Origin of the sequence: Streptomyces sp. NPDC090499 (assembly GCF_044769305.1) — a bacterium.
Taxonomy (GTDB): Bacteria; Actinomycetota; Actinomycetes; order Streptomycetales; family Streptomycetaceae; genus Streptomyces.
The window spans coordinates 458,223-476,534 of record NZ_JBIVXP010000007.1 but is presented as its reverse complement, the minus strand read 5'-3'; the positions used below and the strand labels follow the sequence as shown (position 1 = coordinate 476,534).

Below are 18,312 nucleotides of genomic sequence, written 5' to 3'. Positions count from 1 at the left end.
GTTGTGGCCGGAATCGTTTGCTCCCCTGTACGGTGCGTCCAAACCCGGCCCGCCCCGCGACGGGAGGAACGCCCGTGCTGAGCCCGTCACTCGCGCAGGAGATCGCCGGGGACACCTCCGCCGTCATCGGCTTCAACGTGCTGATCACCGACGCGGAGGGCATGGTCATCGGCAGCGGCGACAGCAGCCGCGTCGGCACCTTCCACGAGGCGTCCGTCGAGGTCGTCCGCTCCCAGGAGCCCGCCACGCACGACGCGTCCCAGGCGCAGCGGCTGCGCGGCGTGCGTCCCGGGGTCACCCTGCCGCTGATCGCGGGCGGGCAGGCGGTGGGGACGGTCGGGATCACCGGGACGCCGACCCAGGTCCGGCGGTTCGGGCTGCTGGTGAAGCGGCAGACGGAGATCCTGCTGCGGGAGTCCGTGATGCTGCGCTCCCGGCTGCTGGCCGAGCGCGCGGGCGAGAAGCTGCTGGCCGACATCGCCGCCTACGACCCCGAGGTCGTCGAGGGCGACTTCCTCGTCTTCCGGGCCGCCGAACTCGGCTTCGACCTGCGGCTGCGGCGGGTCGCGGTGGTGTTCGAGGTGACCGTCCCCGCCACGGCCGCCCACGGCCAGGGCACGCACCGCCAGGGCGGCCACCGCCAGGCCTCCCCCACCCTGGCCCTGGTCCGTTCCGAACTGCTGCGCACCGTCGGCGAGGTGTTCGCCGACCCCCAGGACATCGTCGCCGCCACCGCCCCCGGCTGGATCGGCGTCCTGCACCGGCTGCCGGCCGGCCGCTCCGCGGAGTCCCTGGCCGCCGACTGCCGTCGCGTCACCGACGTCATCGCCGTCCAGGACGGCCTGGCCGCGCGTGCGGGCATCGGCGAGGCCGCCGCCTCCGTCGGCGGGCTGCACGACTCCTACCAGGACGCGTGCGAGGCGCTGCGCCTCGGCACCCGGGTGGCGGGCGGTGCCGCCGTCCACCTCATCACCGATCTGCGGGTCCACCAGGTGCTGACCGCGGTGGGCCAGTCCGCCCGCAACCGGCTGGTCGACCGCACCACCGCGGACCTGCGCGCCCAGCCGGACTGGCCGGCGCTCCGCGACACGATCACCGCCTGGTGCGAGAGCGGGTTCAACCTCGTCAGGGCCGCCGAGGCGCTGCACGTCCACCGCAACACCGTCGTCTACCGGATGAACAAGATCGAGCAGATCACCGGCCGCCCGCTGCGCGCCCACCGGACCACCATGGCGCTCTACCTCGCCTGCCTGGCGGACCAGTTGGGCGGCGGCGACGCCACCGTGCGACGGCGCCGCAGAGTGCGTTGAGCGGGACCGACGGAGACGCCCCTTCTTCCCCGAACAGCAAGCGGAGAGCAAAGCCGTAGCAAAGGGAGTGACCCCTTGCGTCACCGCGCTGATCAGCGTCGAATGTGACGTCGGCCAAATGCTTTGCATTTCGCTCGCGGAATGCCTAGCCTCCAAGTGTACGAAACGGTTTCGATCAGTTAGTGGGCCGGCGGCCCGAGGCCCAGGAACGAGGTGTCGTCGGATGGGGGCTCCACGGGCAGCCGCGGAAACCGGGGCGACGCCCCGCCGGGGCGGGCCCGCTCCCGAACGCGAGGGCGGGCTCCACGACGCCGTCCCGGCCATGAACAACGTCAGCGCCCGCGCGCACCGCGGCCGGGCAACGCTCTGCCGGCAGCGGCAGGGCGGGCCCCGGCCGACCGGCGCCACCCCACGCACGTCCTGGACACCGTGATCCTTCCGGTGCTCACCAGCACATGATCCACACGCTTCCGGAGAGCCCCCTCATGTCATCCACTTCTGTCGACTCCGTCGACGCGCACCCCGGCGTCGCACCGGCCCAGTCCTCGCCGGTCCGCGGCGCCAGACACCAGGCACCGCACCGGTGGATGGTGCTGGCCGTGATCGGCCTCGCCCAGCTGATGGTGGTGCTCGACTCGACGATCGTGAACATCGCCCTGCCGTCCGCCCAGCGGGACCTGGGCTTTTCCAACGACGGCCGGCAGTGGGTGGTCACAGCCTACTCGCTGGCGTTCGGTTCCCTGCTGCTGCTCGGCGGCCGGCTCGCGGACTTCTTCGGCCGCAAGACCACCCTGCTGATCGGCCTGGTCGGGTTCGCCGGCGCCTCCGCGATGGCCGGCGCCTCGCAGAACCTGACGATGCTGATCGTCGGCCGGGCGGTCCAGGGTGTGTTCGGCGCGCTGCTCGCGCCCGCCGCGCTGTCCCTGCTGACCACGACCTTCACCGACGCCAAGGAGCGCGCCAAGGCGTTCGGCGTCTACGGTGCGATCGCCGGCAGCGGCGGTGCCATCGGCCTGCTGCTGGGCGGTGTGCTGACCGAACACCTGAACTGGCGGTACACCCTCTACGTCAACCTGCCGATCGCGGTCGTCGCGGTGATCGGCACGATGGTCTTCGTCCGCCGGCCCGCGAAGGCCGCGCGTCCCCGGCTGGACGCGCTGGGCACCGTACTCGCCGCGGGCGGCGTGTTCTCCCTGGTGTACGGCTTCGCCAACGCCGAGACCCACCCGTGGGGCAACTGGATGGTCTGGGCCTTCCTGGCCGCCGGTGGCGTGCTGCTGGCCCTCTTCACGTTCTGGGAGACCCGGACCGACCATCCGCTGCTGCCGCTGCGGGTGCTGGCCGACCGCAACCGTGCGGCCGCCTACCTCTCGGTGTTCGTCACCGGCGCGGGCATGTTCGGGATCTTCCTGTTCCTGACCTACTACCTGCAGGAAACCCTGCACTACTCACCGGTCAAGACCGGTCTGGCCTTCCTCCCGATGATCGGGGCGCTGATGGTGTTCGCGCAGCTGGCCACCATCGTCGCGGTGCCCCGGATAGGCGCCAAGCCGATCGTCCCGGTCGGCGCACTGCTCGCGGCATCCGGCATGGTCTGGCTCACCCGGCTCGACCTGCACTCGGCCTACACCTCGGACGTGCTGGGACCGCTGCTGATCATGGGCGCCGGTATCGGCATGGTGATGCCGCCCGCGATGAGCCTGGCCACCCTCGGCGTCGCACCGCAGGACCAGGGCGTCGCCTCGGCGACGACCAACACCATGCAGCAGGTCGGCGGTTCCATCGGCACCGCGCTGTTCTCCACCCTGGCGGCGACCTCGGCCACCGACTACGTCAAGGACCACCACCCGGTGACCCCGCTGGTGAAGGCCGACGCAGCGCTGCACAGCTACGCCACCGCCTACTGGTGGGCGGCCGGCTTCTTCGTCGTGGCGGCCGTCCTCGCGGCGGTGCTCTACCGCAAGGGCAGCCCGACGGCCCAGGCGCAGGCCGTGGACAGCGCCCCGCGCGCCGCCTTCGAGGAGAACGGCACGGACGGGACGGTGCCCCTGGTCCAGCCGCGGACCGCGACCACCACCAGCCTGCCGGAACCGGCCGGCCTGACGGTGAGCGGCCGGGTCCTGGCGGCCGGCGGCGGGGTGCCGGCACCGGGCGCCGTGGTCACGCTGATCGACCCGACGGGGCGGCAGCTCGGCCACGCCGTCACCGACCTCGCGGGCCACTACACGGTGGCCGTCCCGGCCGCGGGCTCGTACGTCCTGGTCGGCTCGGCCGCCGGGCGCCAGCCGCAGGTGGCCACCCTCACGGTGGGCGGCACCCCGGTCGAGTACAACCTGGTGCTGGCCGGCACCACCGGCATGACCGGCAGCGTCCGCTCCGGCGGCCTCCCGGTGACCGGAGCCCTGGTGGTCGCGACCGACCCGTTCGGCGAGGTGGCGGACTCCACGGTCACCGGCGCCGACGGCGGCTACCGGCTCGGCGAACTGGTCGCCGGGGAGTACGTCCTGACCGTGAGCGCCGAGGGCCACCGGCCCACCGCCGTCGCGGTGACCGTCGGGGACGCCGGGGCCGCCCAGGACATCCTCCTCGCTCCGGCCGCCGCGGTCCGCGGCACCGTCCGGGGCAGGAACGGCTCGCCCCTGACCGACGCCCGGGTGGCCCTGCTGGACTCCGCCGGCAACGTGGTCGCCTCCCGCACCACCGGCGAGGACGGCGAGTACGCCTTCCCGGACCTGCCCGGCACCGAGTACACGGTGGTCGCCTCCGGCTACCCGCCGGTGGCCGCCCCGGTCCGGCTGCACGGCACCGGGCAGGACGGCTTCGACCTCTACCTCGCCCACGAGGAGACCGGGCAGCAGGGCACCCCGCAGTCCGGACCGCTGGTCTGACACCCGGCCGGCGGAGCCGGGCGGCACGGGTACGACACCCGCGGCGCCCGGCTCCGCCGCATCGCCGCAGCGCGGTACCGCACGGGAGCCGGTGGCCGGATCCCGGTGCTGTCCCGGCGGCCCGGGAAGGCGGTCGCCCCGGGGTCGGGCCACCGTTCAGGACGTGGTGACCAGGACTACGGCGGCTGCCGCGTCGGCCAGGGCGAACGTGCCGTAGAACAGCCTCATGGTGCGGGACAGGGCGACCACGCGCCACGGAACGGACTGTGCGTAGCGCTCCACGTCCATGCTGAACAGGGGGACTTGGCCGGGCTCCGGCGCCAGGGAGCGGTCGTACAGGGAGCGGAACAGCCGTTCCTGCTCCAGGTAGTAGGTGTCCAGCAGCCAGAAGCCCAGGGTCGTCACCAGGGCGATCACCGCCACGGCCCATCCGGCGCCCCCCGCAGCGACGGTGACCAGGCCCCCGCTGACGGCCATGGCCCAGCTCTTGACCAGGAACGAGTTCGTGCCGAAGCGGGTGATGACGGCCTGGAGCAGTTCGAGGTACTTCACCCTGGCCTCGTCGGGGACCTGCGACACGGTGCTCATTCGGCTGCCTCCGTGTCGTCGGCCGGGTCGTCGGAAGGGGCGTCGGAAGGGTCGTCGTCTCCCCATTGGCGGTTGAGCTTCCCGAGGGAGTCGTCCAGGCGGCGGGAGAAGTCGTCGGGACGATGCCGCTCCAGCACCTCCCGTGCCTCGGCGAGCAGGTCCAGCCGGATCCTCGGCCCGTCCCCGGACGGTTCCGCCACGAACAGACCCCGCGGAGCGCAGCGGATCCTGGGAACCCGCTCCGGAGGCCACTCGGCCGCGCGCAGCGGGAACTCGAACGTGCCGGCCATGCCCGTGCGCGCCCGTTCCTGCACGAGGCCGGTCGCCGCGTCCTCGACGTGCCTGCGGGCGCCCAGTTCCGCCGCGTCGAGCGAGGCCTTGAGCGCGAACCAGGCCGCGACATGGGCCACCAGCGCCTCCCGTGCCTCGTCGCCCAGCCCGTCGGCGGCCTTCATGCGCTTGCGCAGCGCCTTCTCCGCCGTCTCGGCGCGTACCCGCCGTTCCGTCACCGCGGCCCGGTCCCGCTTGCGCCTCGCCTTCTCCGCCTTCCGGGTGAGCCTGGCCTCCTCTGCGTCGGCCGCCGCCTCGGGATCGTGCGAGAGCAGCTTCGTGGCCACGGCAGCGGCGCCGAGAAGCAGCAGCAGCACCACGACGACCGGCTGGAACAGCGCCAGATAGCTGTCGTCGGACTCCTCGGTCGCGATCAGGACCCGCACCACTCCGCAGACGACGATGAGTCCGAGGAGGGCCAGGGTGAGCAGCCACGGGACCACCAGCGGACGCCACCGGTACCGGCCGCCGCGGTCGGCCCCGGCGTCCGCACGGGCCTCCCGCACCAGGGCCGTGCGCTCGGCGAGGAACGTTCCGGCGGCCAGCAGGCAGACCGCGATGGCCACGCCGGGCAGGTACGCCAGCCAGTACTGCACCGAGCCCGAGCCGACGTCCAGTATCTGCTGGATCACGGAGCCCATGAACGCGGCGTCGAAGACCGCCCCGGCACCGGTCACGGGCCAGACCAGCCGGCGCCACATCCCCGCGACCCGGGGCCGCCGGGCCGGCCCGGTCCGCTCCGGCGCGTCCTGCGCGCCGGCGGTCTCCGGCAGCACGGCAACGGGTGTCTCCGGTACGGCCGGCAGCGCTCCCCCGATGCGCCGGAACCGGTCGACCGCCGCGATGGCGCTCTCCACACGCTGCGCGGACCCGACGACGGTCGCGCAGCCCGCGCCGAGGCCGGCCCGGTCGTCGACCAGAAGGGCGTTACCGGAGCTGAACGCCCCCATCAGTACGGCTCGTTCGCGGCTGTCCGTACGGTCGACCAGGCGGACGGGCGGTGCCTCCTGCGCGTCCTGCCCGCCCGGACAGTCCTTCGCCGCGCCCAGCACCACACCGTTGCGTGCTGCGCGGCCGTTCTCTTCGTTCATCTTCCCCCCTCACCGGACGACCACGATGTCGACCCGGCGGTCGCACTGCAGTTTCTGTTCCGTCCCGAGGTCGTCCGCCGCTCCTGGGCACCCGACGGGGACGCCCTTGCCGACGGCGGTCACCCCGCTCACCCCGAGCCGTTCGAGTTCGTCCTTCACGGCGTCCGCGCGGGCCTGCGACAGTGTCCGGTTGTTGGCCGAGCCGCCGCGCGGATCGACGTAGCCGAGAACCCGGACACGTACCCCGTGCAGGCCCCGGACCTGGACGGCGATCCTGGCCAGCCGGGGCAGGGCGGCGGACCGCAGGACCGGGGAGTCCGGGTCGAACAGCGCCCTGGCCCCGGCCTGCTGCCAGGTGCGCTCCGGGAACTCGACGGTCGGGTCGCCCGGACGCCGCGGGGACGTCTTCGCGCTGGCCGACCGGTCCGCCGCGGCCTGGGTCACCGCGCAGTCGGCGGGCTCGCCCGGCTCGGGATGCGAGGCTGCGCAGAGCCGCTCCCAGAGTCCGTCGAGCCAGGCCTCCTGCGCGGGCGAGGCCTGCGGCTCGGTGCTCGCCGTCTCCCCCAGCCCCACGAACACGGTTTCCACGGAGGCGAGCGTCCGGGACGTCACCTCCTTGTCGGCCGAGCAGCCCTGCACGATCGCGTCGGTCTCCAGGCTCCCCTCGAAACCGGCGTCCCGCAGATCGGCACAGCCGGTCGTGGGCAGACCGTCGGTGAGGACGACCAGCCTGCGTGTCCCCTTGCTGCCGGCGAGGACGGTACCGGCCTCCCGCAGGGCCCCGAGCACATCGCTGCCCCCGCGGACGGGCACCGTGGACTGGGCCTCGGCCACCGCGTCCGCGACGCAGCCCGGTACGGACGCGGCGTGCCGCTGCCGGTTGGTCCCGTTGCCGCCGTCGGCGGGCTTCGCGGCCCAGTCGGTCGCGGTCCACCGGACGTCGTGCGCGGTGCCGCCGAACGTGGCGACGGACACCGTCCCGACCCCCTCCAGCCAGCCGGGTATCTGCCGTTTGACGGCGGCCGCCTGGTCGACGCCGCCGGACGCCGGGGTCGTACCGCGCACGGACGACGAGGCGTCGACGAGGATCACCGTGTGGCCCTGTTCACCGGGGGACGCGCCGTCCCCGGCCTTCCGCATCCAGCCGCAGGCGGCCTGCTCCCGGTTCGGGCCCGTCATGCAGCCGGACAGCAGCCCGGCCACGATCGCCGGCAGGAGGAGTGCGGACCCGAGGGTCCTGACCGGGTGTGCTCTCCTCACGACGTCACCTCCGGTGGTTCCGGCGTGCCGAGGATCCACGAGTAGGGGGTGAGTCCCATCTGCTGGCGGAAGCTGCTCGCGGCCTTGTCGTAGGCGTTGGCGAACTCGAAGAGTCCGATCTGCTCGTGGTTCTTGGTGGCCTGGTCGAGTACGTTGGCCAGGGCGACGGCCCCCGTGCGGCGCACGGTCCGCAGGGCGTCGGTCGCGGCGGCGAAGTCGCCGTCGGCGAGCACGGCGGCGAACGGGACCAGGAACTGGCGCTGCGTCGGGGTGAGTTCGCCCGAGTCCTCCAGGGCCACGATCACCTGGAGCCATTCGTCGGTGAGTTGCCTGGCGTGTGCCGCCTTCAGCAGTCCCAGGTCCAGGGCCTCCTTCATGGCCTGGGCCTCCAGCCGGGCGGGCCGCATGCGGTCGCGCAGGGCCGGGTCGATGCGGATCCGGACCGTGGGACGGCACTTGACGAGTCCCTCCTCGTCCTCGTAGCACCATCCGTCGGAGAGCTCGGAGTTGATCAGCTGCTCGGCCTTGACCGGGTCGACGGGGTCGCAGGTGCGGGCCAGCGACCAGGACCTCTTGAGGAGTTCGTCGCGGGCTTCGGCCGCCAGTGCGCCGGCCCGCCTGCGCAGTTGCCCGACCGGCATGTCGCGGCTGTGCCAGCGGAAGTGGGGCAGCACCTGGAACTCGAAGACGTCGCCCGCCGCCGCGAGCCGCAACGGCTCCGCCGCGGGCGCCAGTTCGGCGTAGGCCTCGGGCCGGACCGGCTCCACGGAGCCGAGTGCGGGCGTCTCCCATTCGGCCGCCTGCTCCGAGGCGGCGGTGGTCGCAGGCGCGTCGTGCCTGCGCCGGCGGCGGTCACACCACCAGTCACGCCACCGGGCGAACAGTCCCTTCCTGCGTGTGTTCGTCATCGACGTATCCCTTCGTTGCGGTCGGCGGTGGTTGGTCGAACGGCGCTGGATCGGGCGGCGGCCGTCAGAGGGCGGCCAGGACGCGCCGGAGTGTCATGGAGTTCTTGTGGCGCGGCAGCCAGACCCGGTGCAGGTGGAACCAGGCGCGTCCGGTCAGCGGACCGGTGAAGATCCGGGGGGCGAGGGACTCGTAGAGCGTGGCGAGGTCCTCGTTGTCCGTGCCGTCCGCGTCCGGCAGCCAGCGGGCCAGCAGATTCCAGGCCCGGGTGGAGGTCTCCCTGGAGATCAGGGCGCGCTTCAGGAGCGTGACGAGCAACTCGGCGTGTTTGTCGTCCGCCAGCGCGAGTTCGGCGAGGGCGGGCCGGCCCGTCCGGTCCGCGCCGACCGTGTACCGGCCCAGGGCGAGCATGGTGCGGACGGCATGCCGGGGCAGGTACTCGTCCTGTGCCGTCGCCCAGCGGTCGAGCTCGGCCATCACCTCGTCCACCCGGCCGGCCAGGAACAGCCAGGCCGTGGAGAAGGCGATCGAGCTGAAGCCGGCCTGTTCGGGCTTCCGGCCGAGCCTGCCCAGCTCGGCGAGGGTGGCCGGTACGTCGCGCAGGCCTATCGACGTCCCGTAGGCCTTGGCCGCGCTGTCCTGCAAGGCCATGCCGGGGCTGCGTGCCCAGTCCTGCACACGGGAGGCGACCCGGTCCGCCGCACCGCCCTCGGCCGCGGCCATCTCCAGTGCCAGGGCGGCGCACACCCGGCGCACACCGGAGTCCGACCTGGCCCACGGACCGACGCACCGCTGGTAGACGAAGTCGAAGTCGTGCCCCATCAGGAGGCCGACCAGCTGGGCGACCCGGACCCGGACGCGTTCCCGGCCGGGACCGCGTCCGCCGACCAGGAGATCGAGCCAGTCCAGGAGCGGTATGCGCAGCCGGCTGTAGGCGTCCCAGGTGCTCTCCAGCATGGTGTGCAGCAGCTGGTCGTGCACCAGCAACGCCTGCCGGAAGGTGCTCCGGGCGTCGGCCGCGGCCGGCTCGGAGGCCCGCATCTCCTGAGGTACCAGCCGGTTGATGTTCTGCTCGGCCATGTGGTGGACGAGGTCCTCGTCCGCGACTCCGAAGTGGGGCAGCATGATCCGGCTGAGCAGGTCGCCCGCCTCGACGACGTCGGACAGCGGGAGTCCGTTGAAGAACGCGTAGGTGATCCGGAACGCCTGGTGATGAGGGGCCGGCGTCCCGGTGTCGTCCCGCCCGGCGTCCAGCCCGAGCATCTCCCTGGCGAGCAGCCGCAGCCAGTCGCGCCAGCGGCCGATGACATCCCCGAGGTCCTCGTCCGGAGCGTGGACGTTCTCCGTCAGGACCCGGGCCAGCTGGACGACTCCGGTCACCGAACGGGCCAGCCCCAGTGTGCTGCGCAGCTGTTCGTCGCCGGTCACCCGGTCGAGGAACCGTGACACGCTGTCCGTGTCGCAGCGCGGCCCGCCGTCCTTCTCGTCGCGTCGGCAGCGGAGCCGGTGGCGGGTGACCAGGTCCCTGAGATGTGCTTCGAGCACCCGCAGGGCGTCGGGCCCGTGGTGTTCGAAGACGCGGGCGTCGCCCGCCGTGCCGGGGAAGCCGGACTGCGCGCCGGTGACGACCAGGTAGGCGCCCGCCTGGACCGCCAGCTGGGCCAGGCGGTCCAGCGTCTGCTTGGTGACGGGCCGGGCACCGGCCTCCACCAGGTACCCGTGGCCCTTCTCCAGCACGTCGGCCGCCTGTTCGCAGACGCCCTGGACCACGTCGGCGTCCTCGCGGTGGAGCGTGCTGACGGCGTACCGGGGGCGGCTGCACCGGGTGAGGGCGGCCGTCGCCGTGGCCCGTCGGCCGGTGCCCTCCTCGCCGTACAGCACGATCACGTGGTGCTGTTCGAGGCTGCTCTCCAGTTCGTCCTGGCCGGAGACGGGGACGTAGACCGCCGTGACGATGTCCTCGGGGAAGGGGACCGCCTGGACCTTGGTCCGGTGCGGACCGCCTTCCGCGCCGTACATGCTCTCGATGTAGACGGCGCTCCCGTTCGGGCCGAGGCTGACGGGACTGCGGTGGGACTTGATGAGGCTGTGGTGTTCCCGGACGGCGCTGGACTCCTCGAAGGAGACCGGCTGTTCGGGCACGGGTTTGCCGTCGGCCGGGGCCTGCGGGCCGTCGGCGGCGGACCGCTTGCCGCCCTGTTCGGCCGGCGGACGGCCGTCCGCCGGACCGGCGGGCGACGAGGCGTCGCCGTCGGGGGCGCGCTCCCCGCCTCCGGACGCGCCGGACAGCCCGGACACCCCGGCCGGTCCGGCCGGTCCGGCGGCGTCCGGGGCTTCCGGTACGTCCGGGGCGTCCGGCGCGGGCGTCGGGGTCTCCGGGGGTCCCGGCGCCGGCTCCTCCCCTGCCTGATCGTTCATGCCGGCCGCCTTCCGTCACCGTCCTGGTCACGGGAGGTCGCGTTCTCGTTGTAGACCGGGTTGATCCCGACCGGGCTACGGGAGAAGTAGGCGTGGGGACCCACGTTGAAGCCGGCCTCGGCGTCGCGCCCGCGCTCCGGTTCCTTCCCGGGCACGTGCCGCCGGAGTTCGTCGGCGAGGATGTCCAGGTCGTGATGGGCGTATCCCTCACGCAGGTGCATGACCTGACGGTTGGCCAGCCCGACCAGGGCCGACGGGAGTTCCGCCACCCGGGGCAGGGCCGCGTCCAGGAGCACCGGAATGACGACCTTGTTGAGCGCGAGGGCGGTCGCGATCTCGTCGTGCACGTAGTCCTTCGGCACGTCGATCCTGCGCATGCCGGTCTCCTCGTCGCGGATGTCGATCCAGCGCCGCCCGATCAGGCTGAGGAAAACGGTGCACGACTCCAGTTCCCGGCGGAGATGGTCGGGGAAATCCGTCCCCGGCCTCATCGCCCGGCGGTCCCGGAATACATTTCCCTCGCCGAAGACGCCCACAAGCCGTTCGTCCACGAGTTCAGGGGCCCGCTCCCCGTCACCCGTCCTGTAGTTGATGAAAATTTTGGCCATCGGGTGACTCCTCACTGGTGGTGCGCAGAGCGCTTTCCGGCCTGCTGCCGGCAGATCGGCGACAGGCCTGTGTCTGGCGAGATTTTCAGCATGGGAAGAGTGGGTCAATGCGTTTCCCCGGCCCCATTTCCCGGGGAAACGGAACACTCATCCGGCCCCGGAGACGGGGCAGGACGGCAGGCGGCGGCGTGTTTCCCGGTACGCCGCCGGACGGCAACGGTGCGTCACCGCTCCGTTCCGTGCCGTGGTGGAGACGTGCTGGAGAAGGGTGGAACCGGCCAGGGACCGCGCGTCCGGGCCGGGCAGGAGGTCGCGATCGGGCAGCGGGCCGCGGTCGGCCGCCCGTGGTGTGCGGAGGGCCGCGGTCAGCCGCCCGTGGTGTGCAGGGCCTCGGCGATACGGCCGGCGGCGAGCCGGGCGTCGGGATCACGCGGCCAGCGGTTGAGCCGGCGGGCCAGTCGCTGGAGATCGGCGCGGATGGTGGCCGAGTCGACCACCGACACCGAGGAGGTCACCGCCTCCACCACCGCGCAGGCCGGCTTCAGCTCTCCCGCCTCGGCGAGGGCCAGGGCGAGCCGGGCCGCGTACCGGGCCCGCGCCCGGCGAGCCCGTGTCGGGACGGCGTCGAGGCTGCCCTCGAGACGGCCCACGGCCTCGGTGGTACGCCCGAGGTCGTGCAGACACCATCCGGCGACGAAGTCGGCGAGCCCGGCGAGGTGCATGCTGCCGACCACCGGCTCGGTGCCGGCGGCGGGCGGGTCCGACTCGTGGTCGTGGGCCGCCCGTGTCATGAGTTCGGCGGCTCGGTCCAGAGCCCGGAAGCACGCGGCGTCCTCGCCCAGCAGAGCGTGCCCCTGGGCTCTGCGCTGGGCGGCGAGGCCCCGGATGCGGGTGCTGCGCGACCGTTCCTCGGCGGTGCGCGCGTACTCCACGGTGGCCCGCCCGTCCATCCGGTACAGCGCGACGTCGGCCCGCCGGACCAGGGTGTAGGCGGCGAACTCGGTGTCACCGCCCGCGTCGGCGAGCGCCACCGCGCGGTCGGTCCACCACAGTGAGGCCCGCTCGTCACCGGCCTCCTGGGTCATCCATCCGGTGTACTCGGCGTACCGGGCGGCCAGCCGCAGCGCCGCCGCCCGGTCGGCTTCGCACGGGGCGCCGCGGGCGAGGCCGCGCAGCGCGTTCATCGCGGCGACGAGGATCTGGGTGACGACCGCCGGGCCGAAGGACTGGCCGAGGTTCCGGCACTCGGCGAACAGCGACGAGAAGTGCGCGAGCGCCTCCCTGCACTCGACGTCGAACGCCGAGGGCGAGGCGAGCCGCCAGGACATCACCGCGGGGGTGCTGGAGGGATCGGCGAGGGCCTTCTCGTCGTAGGCCACGAAGTCGTTCCCCCGGTCGACCGACATGCGCAGCACCCAGGGCATGGACCATTCGGTCGGCGCCTCGGACGCGGGAAGACCGGCGGGGTTCCTGGCCGGGAGCAGGGCGTTCAGCCGGCCGTCCGCCCCCAGCGCCCGATCGCAGGCCCGCGCGAAATCCGGGCTGGGATTCTTCTGCCCGCGCTCGACCTTGCTCAAATGCGCTTTCGAATAATTGATCGCCCGAGCGAGGTCGTCGAGCGATCGACCGGATGCGACGCGGCACTTGCGTAACTCCGCGCCAAAAGAAATTGCCTGCATCATGTCCCCCTTCGGGATCGGAAGCTCTGTCCCGACTCCCGCACCCCCGCAGTAATACTCTCGTCTTATCCAATACCTGATGGCTGAAACACATGGGGCCCGGCGGAATCATGACGCTCGGGTCCGGCCGCCCACGGCAGGGCGAGTCCGTCCTGATGGCGACGCGGAAGGAGGTGCAGATGCAGATGGAATACCGACTGGGTGGCCAGTTCTCCGCGCGACGTAATGATGTTGCACGCGCCGAATTCGGCCGCCAGTTCGGCAGCGCGGCGCATGGTGGTCGCGGACACGGCCGGATCGACTCCGAAGTCGGCGACATGGGTCTTGGGAATGACCAGCGTATGGCCCGCCGTCACCGCGGACAGCGGCACGATGGCCAGGGAGTCCGGCCACCGCCGGACGACCCGGGCCGGGGCACGTCCGGCCACGATGGCGCAGAACGGGCACTTCTCGGGCGCCGCCCGGCCGGTGTCCACGAGTCTCTCGCCGGGGACCTCTGTCGCGTCTGTCGTCACGTTCCGCTTCCTCGGGCTTGCCTGTCATGACGGGGCACCGGCCCGGACTCCGCGCGGCGGGCCCGTCCGTCCGGCCGGCTCGGCAGCCGCACGGCGGGCGCCGTACGACCGGCCTCCGGCCGTGCCGCAAGGCATACCCCGGGCACGCACGACCGGACACGTCCCCGTCTCCGCGCCACCGGGACCACGGCACGGGGCCTGCGGCGACCGGCCCGGCCGGGCACTCGCCCGACAGGTCCAACGGGCGGGCGCCGACGATCCGTTCCCGGCACCGATGCGTTCCCGGCACCGATGCGTTCCCGGTACCGATGCGTTCCCGGTACCGATGCGACCCGCCCGAGCAGCAGCCGACGGCCGGTGGCCGGATCCCGCGCCGGCCGCGCGACGGGCGGGGAACGGGGGTATCACCGGGATGCCGGCGGTGGCCCGAAGGGGCGGGTAGCGGGCCGGAAGCGGATCGGAAGCAGCCCGGTTCTGGCCACGGAAGCGACGGCGCTGGTCACCTCGTGGATGTCAACCGCCTTGTCGCGCCCCGTTGTTCACCGCCCGCTCAGGGCGGCCGGGGCGGGGCGCGGTGCACTGCCGTCACCGCTGGAGAACCCCATGACCGATGCAGCGCCGACGCCGCCCGCCCGGCGTCCCGACCCGCTGTCCACCCATCGCGCGCCGCCCTCCTACCAGGCACCGGGGCTGATACCCCCGGGCGGACCCGCCCGCACCTGGGGGCTCGTGGTCATCGCCACGCCCCTGCTGCTCGCCCTGCTGCTGGCCCTGATCGGCGGCCTGGCCGGGGGGTCGTCCGGGTCCTCGTCGGGAGCGTCCGGCACCGGCTACGACTCCGGCCTCTTCGGTTCGGGCACCTCCGGTTCGGGCACCTCCGGCTCGGACGGCGGCGGTACGGCCGGCACGGACGACCAGCCGGCCTACACCGACCCGACGACGGCGTCCGCATGGCCGTACGGCGACACCGCCACCCCCGAGGCGACCGCGACCGACGGCTACTACGGCGACCCGACGGACACGGAGACCGCCACCCCGAGCGCGACCGCGAGCGGCGGACCCGGCGACGTCGTCACCGCCTACTTCGCGGCGATCAGTGCCCGCGACTACCGGACCGCCTGGTCCCTCGGCGGCAAGAACCTCGACTCCAGCTACGACAGCTTCGTCTCGGGCTACGCCACCACCGAGCGGGACACCGTCACCGTCGTGTCCGTGACGGGCGACGAGGTGCAGGTGGTCCTCGACGCCCTGCAGACGGACGGCACGACGAAGTCGTTCGACGCCACCTACACCGTCCAGGACGGCGTGATCACCAACGGCACGGCCACCCAGACCGGCTGACACCCACCGGGGCGTGCCCGCTGGGGTGCGCCCGCACGAGCGGAGCGCTGAACCACCATGGCCACACAGATACTCGACCCCAGTCCTCCCGGCCCGGCACCGCAGGACCCGCCGGAGCACCGCGCGTACGCGCGCACCCGGGCCACCCGGCTGCTGTCCGCCGGCACCTACCTGCACACCGGCTACCGGCGGGCCGTCATCCGGGAACTGCTGCACAGACGGTTCCGGGTCGTCGCGCCCTCCTACGGCTACGACGCCGTCTCGGTCCTCGCCCACGCCCTGGCCGCGCGCCGGCTGCGCCGCATTCAGTGGGCGGTCGCGGCCGGCGTGGACTTCGCGGTCCTCCTGCTGCTCAGCAACGGGGTGCTCAACGCGTTCGTCGGTGTCGTCCTGCTGTGCTGGGTGCCGTGGGCGGCGGCCTATCTGCGCCGGATCGCCACCCTGCACCTCCTGATGACCCGGGTGCGGGAGAGCGGCCCGGACGGCGGCTTCGACGGTGCCAGCCCGGCGCACGCCAAGCTGACCGACGCACTCGCTCGCAAGATCGACCACGAGCAGGCCGGCCGCAGCGGACTGGTCTTCTACGGCGGCTACCGGCCCTTCGTCGGCGCGGGTCTGCCGCTGCGCGACTGGTCCAACGCACAGTTGCTGCTCGGCGCCCCGAAGACCCGGATCATGGCGCGCAAGAGCGCGGACGGCACCCCGCCCGACCTCGACACCGTCGAGCGCAGGCAGGTCGTCCCGTTCACCGTGCACGAGATCACCAGCCAGGTCGCCGCCCGGCTGGCCGCCGACCTGCGGGACGAGACCCGCCCCGAGGAGCGGATCGACGGGCTGACCGTCGAGCAGCGCCGCTACACCACCGCGATCCGCAGCAACGACCGCACCCAGGGCGCCGGCTGGTCCCAGCTGCCCGGCGTGGACGACCTGCCCGGCATCCACTGGCGGGAGGACTACGACGCGGCCCGCGAGTACCTGTGCGTGCGGGTCGGGTCGTGGAACGAGGAGCTGGTGACCTCGGTCTTCGTCGGGTTCGACATCAAGGGCAACACGCTGCACACCGAGTTCTACACCTATGTGCTCGGGCCGCTCGTGGGCGACTTCCACCTGGTGGACCAGCTGCCCGCCGCCGTCGACGGGCGGCTGGCGGTGCGGGTGGCGTGGGACATGTTCACGTCCGCGGTGCGCTGGTGGGTGACGCTGTGGATGTGGCCTCTGCTGCTGGTCCCGGAGCGGTTCCTGCCGGGGTGGGCGGTCCGGTGGACCCGGCCCTGGCGGGCCAGGAGGGCCAGGCGGGCCGCGGCCGAGCTGCTGCTGTCGGACCGGGTGGAGGACACCAGCGAGTTCCGGCTGGGCCGTTACGTCAACCGCTGGGTCAACTGCGGTGCGTTCGCGAGCGTCCGGGAGCTGGCCACCAGCGAGACGTACCACCACTTCTTCCAGCAGTCCGACGCGGTGAAGTACATGCAGATCGTCCAGCGCCGGCTGCTCCAGAACATCCGCGCGTTCCTCGACGAGCACGACGTGGACCTCGCCGAGCACGACCGTGCGCAGACCAACATCCTGCTGGGCGACAACAGCCAGAACTTCTTCGGCGGCCAGCAGAGCAACTTCGGCTACAACTACACACCGTCGAGCGGCGGTTCGTCGGACAAGGCGGGGACGTGACCATGAGCCAGGGAAACACCGGCGGCGACCGCAGCCAGAACTTCTTCGGCGGCGAGCAGCACGGCTTCGGCTACAACGTCCACAACACCCCGCAGGAGGACGGGCAGTCCGCCGAGCGGGAGGCCGCGCGGGCGGCGCAGGCGCAGGCGGACTACGGCCGCAGGCGCAGCGTCTTCGTCGTGCACGGCCGTGACGAGGAGGTGCGCACGGCCATGTTCGGGCTGCTGCGCCGGCTCGACCTGCGCCCGCTGGAGTGGGAGCGGCTGGTGCGGAGCACCGGCGGGACCGCGCCGTTCCTCGGCGAGGTCATCGAGAAGGCGCTGTCCCAGGCGCAGGCGGCGCTCGTGCTGCTCACCCCGGACGACGTCGCCAAGCTCCACCCGCACCTGCTGGGCGACAACGAGCCGTCCTACGAGACGCAGTATACCGGTCAGCCCCGGCAGAACGTGCTGATCGAGCTCGGCATGGCGCTGATGGCCTACCCGGAGCGGACGATCATCGTGGAGGTCGGCCAGGTGCGGCCCGCCGCGGATATCGGGGGCCGCAACGTGATCCGCTTCGACGGTTCCGAGACCGCCGTCTCGAAGATCGTGGAACGGCTCAAGGGCGCCGAGTGCGACCTGGACGACACCCGGCCGGACTGGCGTGACACCTCGCACTTCGAGAACCTGGCGGCCTATCGCCGGCTGGCCTGACGGGCCGTACCCGAAGGGGGCGGGAGGCTGCGGGCCTCCCGCCCCCTTCGCTGTGCGCCCTGTGCGTCATCGCTCCGGGCCCGACGCCAGCGCGGCCAGGAACGCGGCCAGCTCGCGCATGTCGATGCCGTCCAGCTCCTCGGGCCGTACGACGACGCGCAGTTCACGGCAGATCGGGGCCTCCCGGGAGCGGGCCACGAAGGACATCAGGATCAGCCGGAGCAGGCTGTCCCGGTCGAGGTGGCCGAGGCGGGCCAGCCCGGACCCGGTCAACGGCATGGCCACCCGCTCCAGTTGGGCGTGCGTGCGCAGCGCGTCCCACAGCCCGGCCAGGCCCCGCCACAGGTCCTCGACGCCGGAGGCGGCCACGTAGTCGTTGCCGATCCGGCTGTAGGCCACGCCGAACACCAGCCGCGGCCGGGCGCCAAGGACCGCCACCGTGCCGACCGGGTAGCGGTCGAGCTTGCCGAGCGGCTTGTCCGCCCGCTGCTCGCGCGCGACCGGCTCGGCAGCGGCGAGCGCAGCGTCCAGTTCCGCGTCCAGGCGGTCCGCGTCACCGCCGTAGCGGCGGTCGAGGAGCTGGGCCTGCACGCTGTCGCCGTTGATGAGGCGGCCGCCGGCCGACAGGGTGTCGAAGGTGTCGCAGAAGCCGACGACCAGGTGGGCCGGCTGGTCGAACAGGTCGCCCGCCTCGACGACCACCGTCATGTCGGGCCGCCGGAACACCTGGCGTGCCCGGACCGCCGGGCGGGACCGCAGCAGCCCCCAGCCCAGGCAGGCCCCCACCGACAGCCCGACGACCGCGCCGGACGCGCCGTGCGGCACGAACGGGCCGACCACCTGGGACACGGCGGACAGCCCGCCGAACGCCACCATGGTGTCGCGCAGGAAGACCTGCCGGGCGCGCCTTGTACCACGCCGGAAGGCGTTCCGCGGCCGTATCGGGTCCATCGGGGCCAGTCCGGCGGAATCACCCGAACTCATGGATTCCCCAAGGCATCATGATAATCTTTCA

Annotated in this window: 14 protein-coding genes; 5 read left to right on the top strand and 9 right to left on the bottom strand. The window is 72.8% G+C overall.

Annotated features, from left to right (window positions below; genetic code table 11):
* The first annotated feature begins 74 nt into the window (after window positions 1-74).
* Entirely contained in the window at window positions 75-1,310 is a 1,236-nt protein-coding gene (locus ACIQVL_RS27445) for a CdaR family transcriptional regulator (RefSeq protein ID WP_403476603.1), read from the top strand.
* Between the two features lie 485 nt (window positions 1,311-1,795).
* Complete coding sequence (locus tag ACIQVL_RS27440) at window positions 1,796-4,198, top strand: DHA2 family efflux MFS transporter permease subunit (protein ID WP_403476602.1); 2,403 nt, start codon at window positions 1,796-1,798, stop codon at window positions 4,196-4,198.
* Between the two features lie 156 nt (window positions 4,199-4,354).
* On the opposite strand, the gene ACIQVL_RS27435 is transcribed toward ACIQVL_RS27440, so the two are convergent.
* The 8 genes from ACIQVL_RS27435 to ACIQVL_RS27400 all read right to left on the bottom strand — a co-directional run bounded on the left by ACIQVL_RS27435 (window position 4,355) and on the right by ACIQVL_RS27400 (window position 13,593).
* A complete protein-coding gene (locus ACIQVL_RS27435) occupies window positions 4,355-4,786 on the bottom strand; it encodes a hypothetical protein (RefSeq protein WP_403427098.1) in 432 nt (143 codons plus the stop codon).
* A complete protein-coding gene (locus ACIQVL_RS27430; protein ID WP_403476601.1) occupies window positions 4,783-6,207 on the bottom strand; it encodes a hypothetical protein in 1,425 nt (474 codons plus the stop codon). The genes ACIQVL_RS27435 and ACIQVL_RS27430 overlap by 4 nt, the downstream gene beginning before the upstream one ends.
* 9 nt (window positions 6,208-6,216) lie before the next feature.
* The gene (locus ACIQVL_RS27425) at window positions 6,217-7,467 is read right to left on the bottom strand and encodes an OmpA family protein (RefSeq protein ID WP_403476600.1); all 1,251 of its coding nucleotides are present in this window, start codon (window positions 7,465-7,467) and stop codon (window positions 6,217-6,219) included.
* A complete protein-coding gene (locus ACIQVL_RS27420; RefSeq protein ID WP_403476599.1) occupies window positions 7,464-8,375 on the bottom strand; it encodes a hypothetical protein in 912 nt (303 codons plus the stop codon). Before ACIQVL_RS27420 ends, ACIQVL_RS27425 begins: the two co-directional genes overlap by 4 nt.
* A gap of 64 nt (window positions 8,376-8,439) precedes the next feature.
* Window positions 8,440-10,791: a hypothetical protein gene (locus ACIQVL_RS27415; RefSeq protein WP_403476598.1), complete on the bottom strand. Its 2,352-nt coding sequence runs from the start codon at window positions 10,789-10,791 to the stop codon at window positions 8,440-8,442.
* Window positions 10,788-11,399, bottom strand: coding sequence for a toll/interleukin-1 receptor domain-containing protein (locus tag ACIQVL_RS27410; protein ID WP_403476597.1), 612 nt, complete (start codon window positions 11,397-11,399; stop codon window positions 10,788-10,790). The genes ACIQVL_RS27415 and ACIQVL_RS27410 overlap by 4 nt, the downstream gene beginning before the upstream one ends.
* A 365-nt stretch (window positions 11,400-11,764) precedes the next feature.
* On the bottom strand, window positions 11,765-13,078 hold the full coding sequence (locus ACIQVL_RS27405) for a helix-turn-helix domain-containing protein (RefSeq protein ID WP_403476626.1): 1,314 nt from the start codon (window positions 13,076-13,078) through the stop codon (window positions 11,765-11,767).
* Between the two features lie 65 nt (window positions 13,079-13,143).
* Complete coding sequence (locus ACIQVL_RS27400) at window positions 13,144-13,593, bottom strand: HIT family protein (RefSeq protein ID WP_403427087.1); 450 nt, start codon at window positions 13,591-13,593, stop codon at window positions 13,144-13,146.
* Window positions 13,594-14,196: 603 nt separating this feature from the next.
* Between ACIQVL_RS27400 and ACIQVL_RS27395 the strand changes: the two genes are divergently transcribed.
* The 3 genes from ACIQVL_RS27395 to ACIQVL_RS27385 are packed head-to-tail and all read left to right on the top strand — an operon-like array spanning window position 14,197 to window position 17,297.
* Complete coding sequence (locus ACIQVL_RS27395) at window positions 14,197-14,934, top strand: hypothetical protein (protein ID WP_403427085.1); 738 nt, start codon at window positions 14,197-14,199, stop codon at window positions 14,932-14,934.
* A gap of 57 nt (window positions 14,935-14,991) precedes the next feature.
* Window positions 14,992-16,602: a hypothetical protein gene (locus ACIQVL_RS27390; protein ID WP_403476596.1), complete on the top strand. Its 1,611-nt coding sequence runs from the start codon at window positions 14,992-14,994 to the stop codon at window positions 16,600-16,602.
* 2 nt (window positions 16,603-16,604) lie between these two features.
* The gene (locus ACIQVL_RS27385) at window positions 16,605-17,297 is read left to right on the top strand and encodes a TIR domain-containing protein (RefSeq protein ID WP_403476595.1); all 693 of its coding nucleotides are present in this window, start codon (window positions 16,605-16,607) and stop codon (window positions 17,295-17,297) included.
* Window positions 17,298-17,363: 66 nt separating this feature from the next.
* On the opposite strand, the gene ACIQVL_RS27380 is transcribed toward ACIQVL_RS27385, so the two are convergent.
* The gene (locus ACIQVL_RS27380) at window positions 17,364-18,281 is read right to left on the bottom strand and encodes a macro domain-containing protein (RefSeq protein WP_403427080.1); all 918 of its coding nucleotides are present in this window, start codon (window positions 18,279-18,281) and stop codon (window positions 17,364-17,366) included.
* Window positions 18,282-18,312 lie beyond the last annotated feature (31 nt).

What these genes read in the sequence shown, in the direction of transcription:
- ACIQVL_RS27410 (WP_403476597.1), bottom strand. Translation starts at nt 11,399, where the DNA reads ATGGCCAAAATTTTCATCAACTACAGGACGGGTGACGGGGAGCGGGCC.
- ACIQVL_RS27440 (WP_403476602.1), top strand. Translation starts at nt 1,796, where the DNA reads ATGTCATCCACTTCTGTCGACTCCGTCGACGCGCACCCCGGCGTCGCA.
- ACIQVL_RS27385 (WP_403476595.1), top strand. Translation starts at nt 16,605, where the DNA reads ATGAGCCAGGGAAACACCGGCGGCGACCGCAGCCAGAACTTCTTCGGC.
- ACIQVL_RS27390 (WP_403476596.1), top strand. Translation starts at nt 14,992, where the DNA reads ATGGCCACACAGATACTCGACCCCAGTCCTCCCGGCCCGGCACCGCAG.
- ACIQVL_RS27380 (WP_403427080.1), bottom strand. Translation starts at nt 18,281, where the DNA reads ATGAGTTCGGGTGATTCCGCCGGACTGGCCCCGATGGACCCGATACGG.
- ACIQVL_RS27435 (WP_403427098.1), bottom strand. Translation starts at nt 4,786, where the DNA reads ATGAGCACCGTGTCGCAGGTCCCCGACGAGGCCAGGGTGAAGTACCTC.
- ACIQVL_RS27430 (WP_403476601.1), bottom strand. Translation starts at nt 6,207, where the DNA reads ATGAACGAAGAGAACGGCCGCGCAGCACGCAACGGTGTGGTGCTGGGC.
- ACIQVL_RS27405 (WP_403476626.1), bottom strand. Translation starts at nt 13,078, where the DNA reads ATGCAGGCAATTTCTTTTGGCGCGGAGTTACGCAAGTGCCGCGTCGCA.
- ACIQVL_RS27395 (WP_403427085.1), top strand. Translation starts at nt 14,197, where the DNA reads ATGACCGATGCAGCGCCGACGCCGCCCGCCCGGCGTCCCGACCCGCTG.
- ACIQVL_RS27420 (WP_403476599.1), bottom strand. Translation starts at nt 8,375, where the DNA reads ATGACGAACACACGCAGGAAGGGACTGTTCGCCCGGTGGCGTGACTGG.
- ACIQVL_RS27415 (WP_403476598.1), bottom strand. Translation starts at nt 10,791, where the DNA reads ATGAACGATCAGGCAGGGGAGGAGCCGGCGCCGGGACCCCCGGAGACC.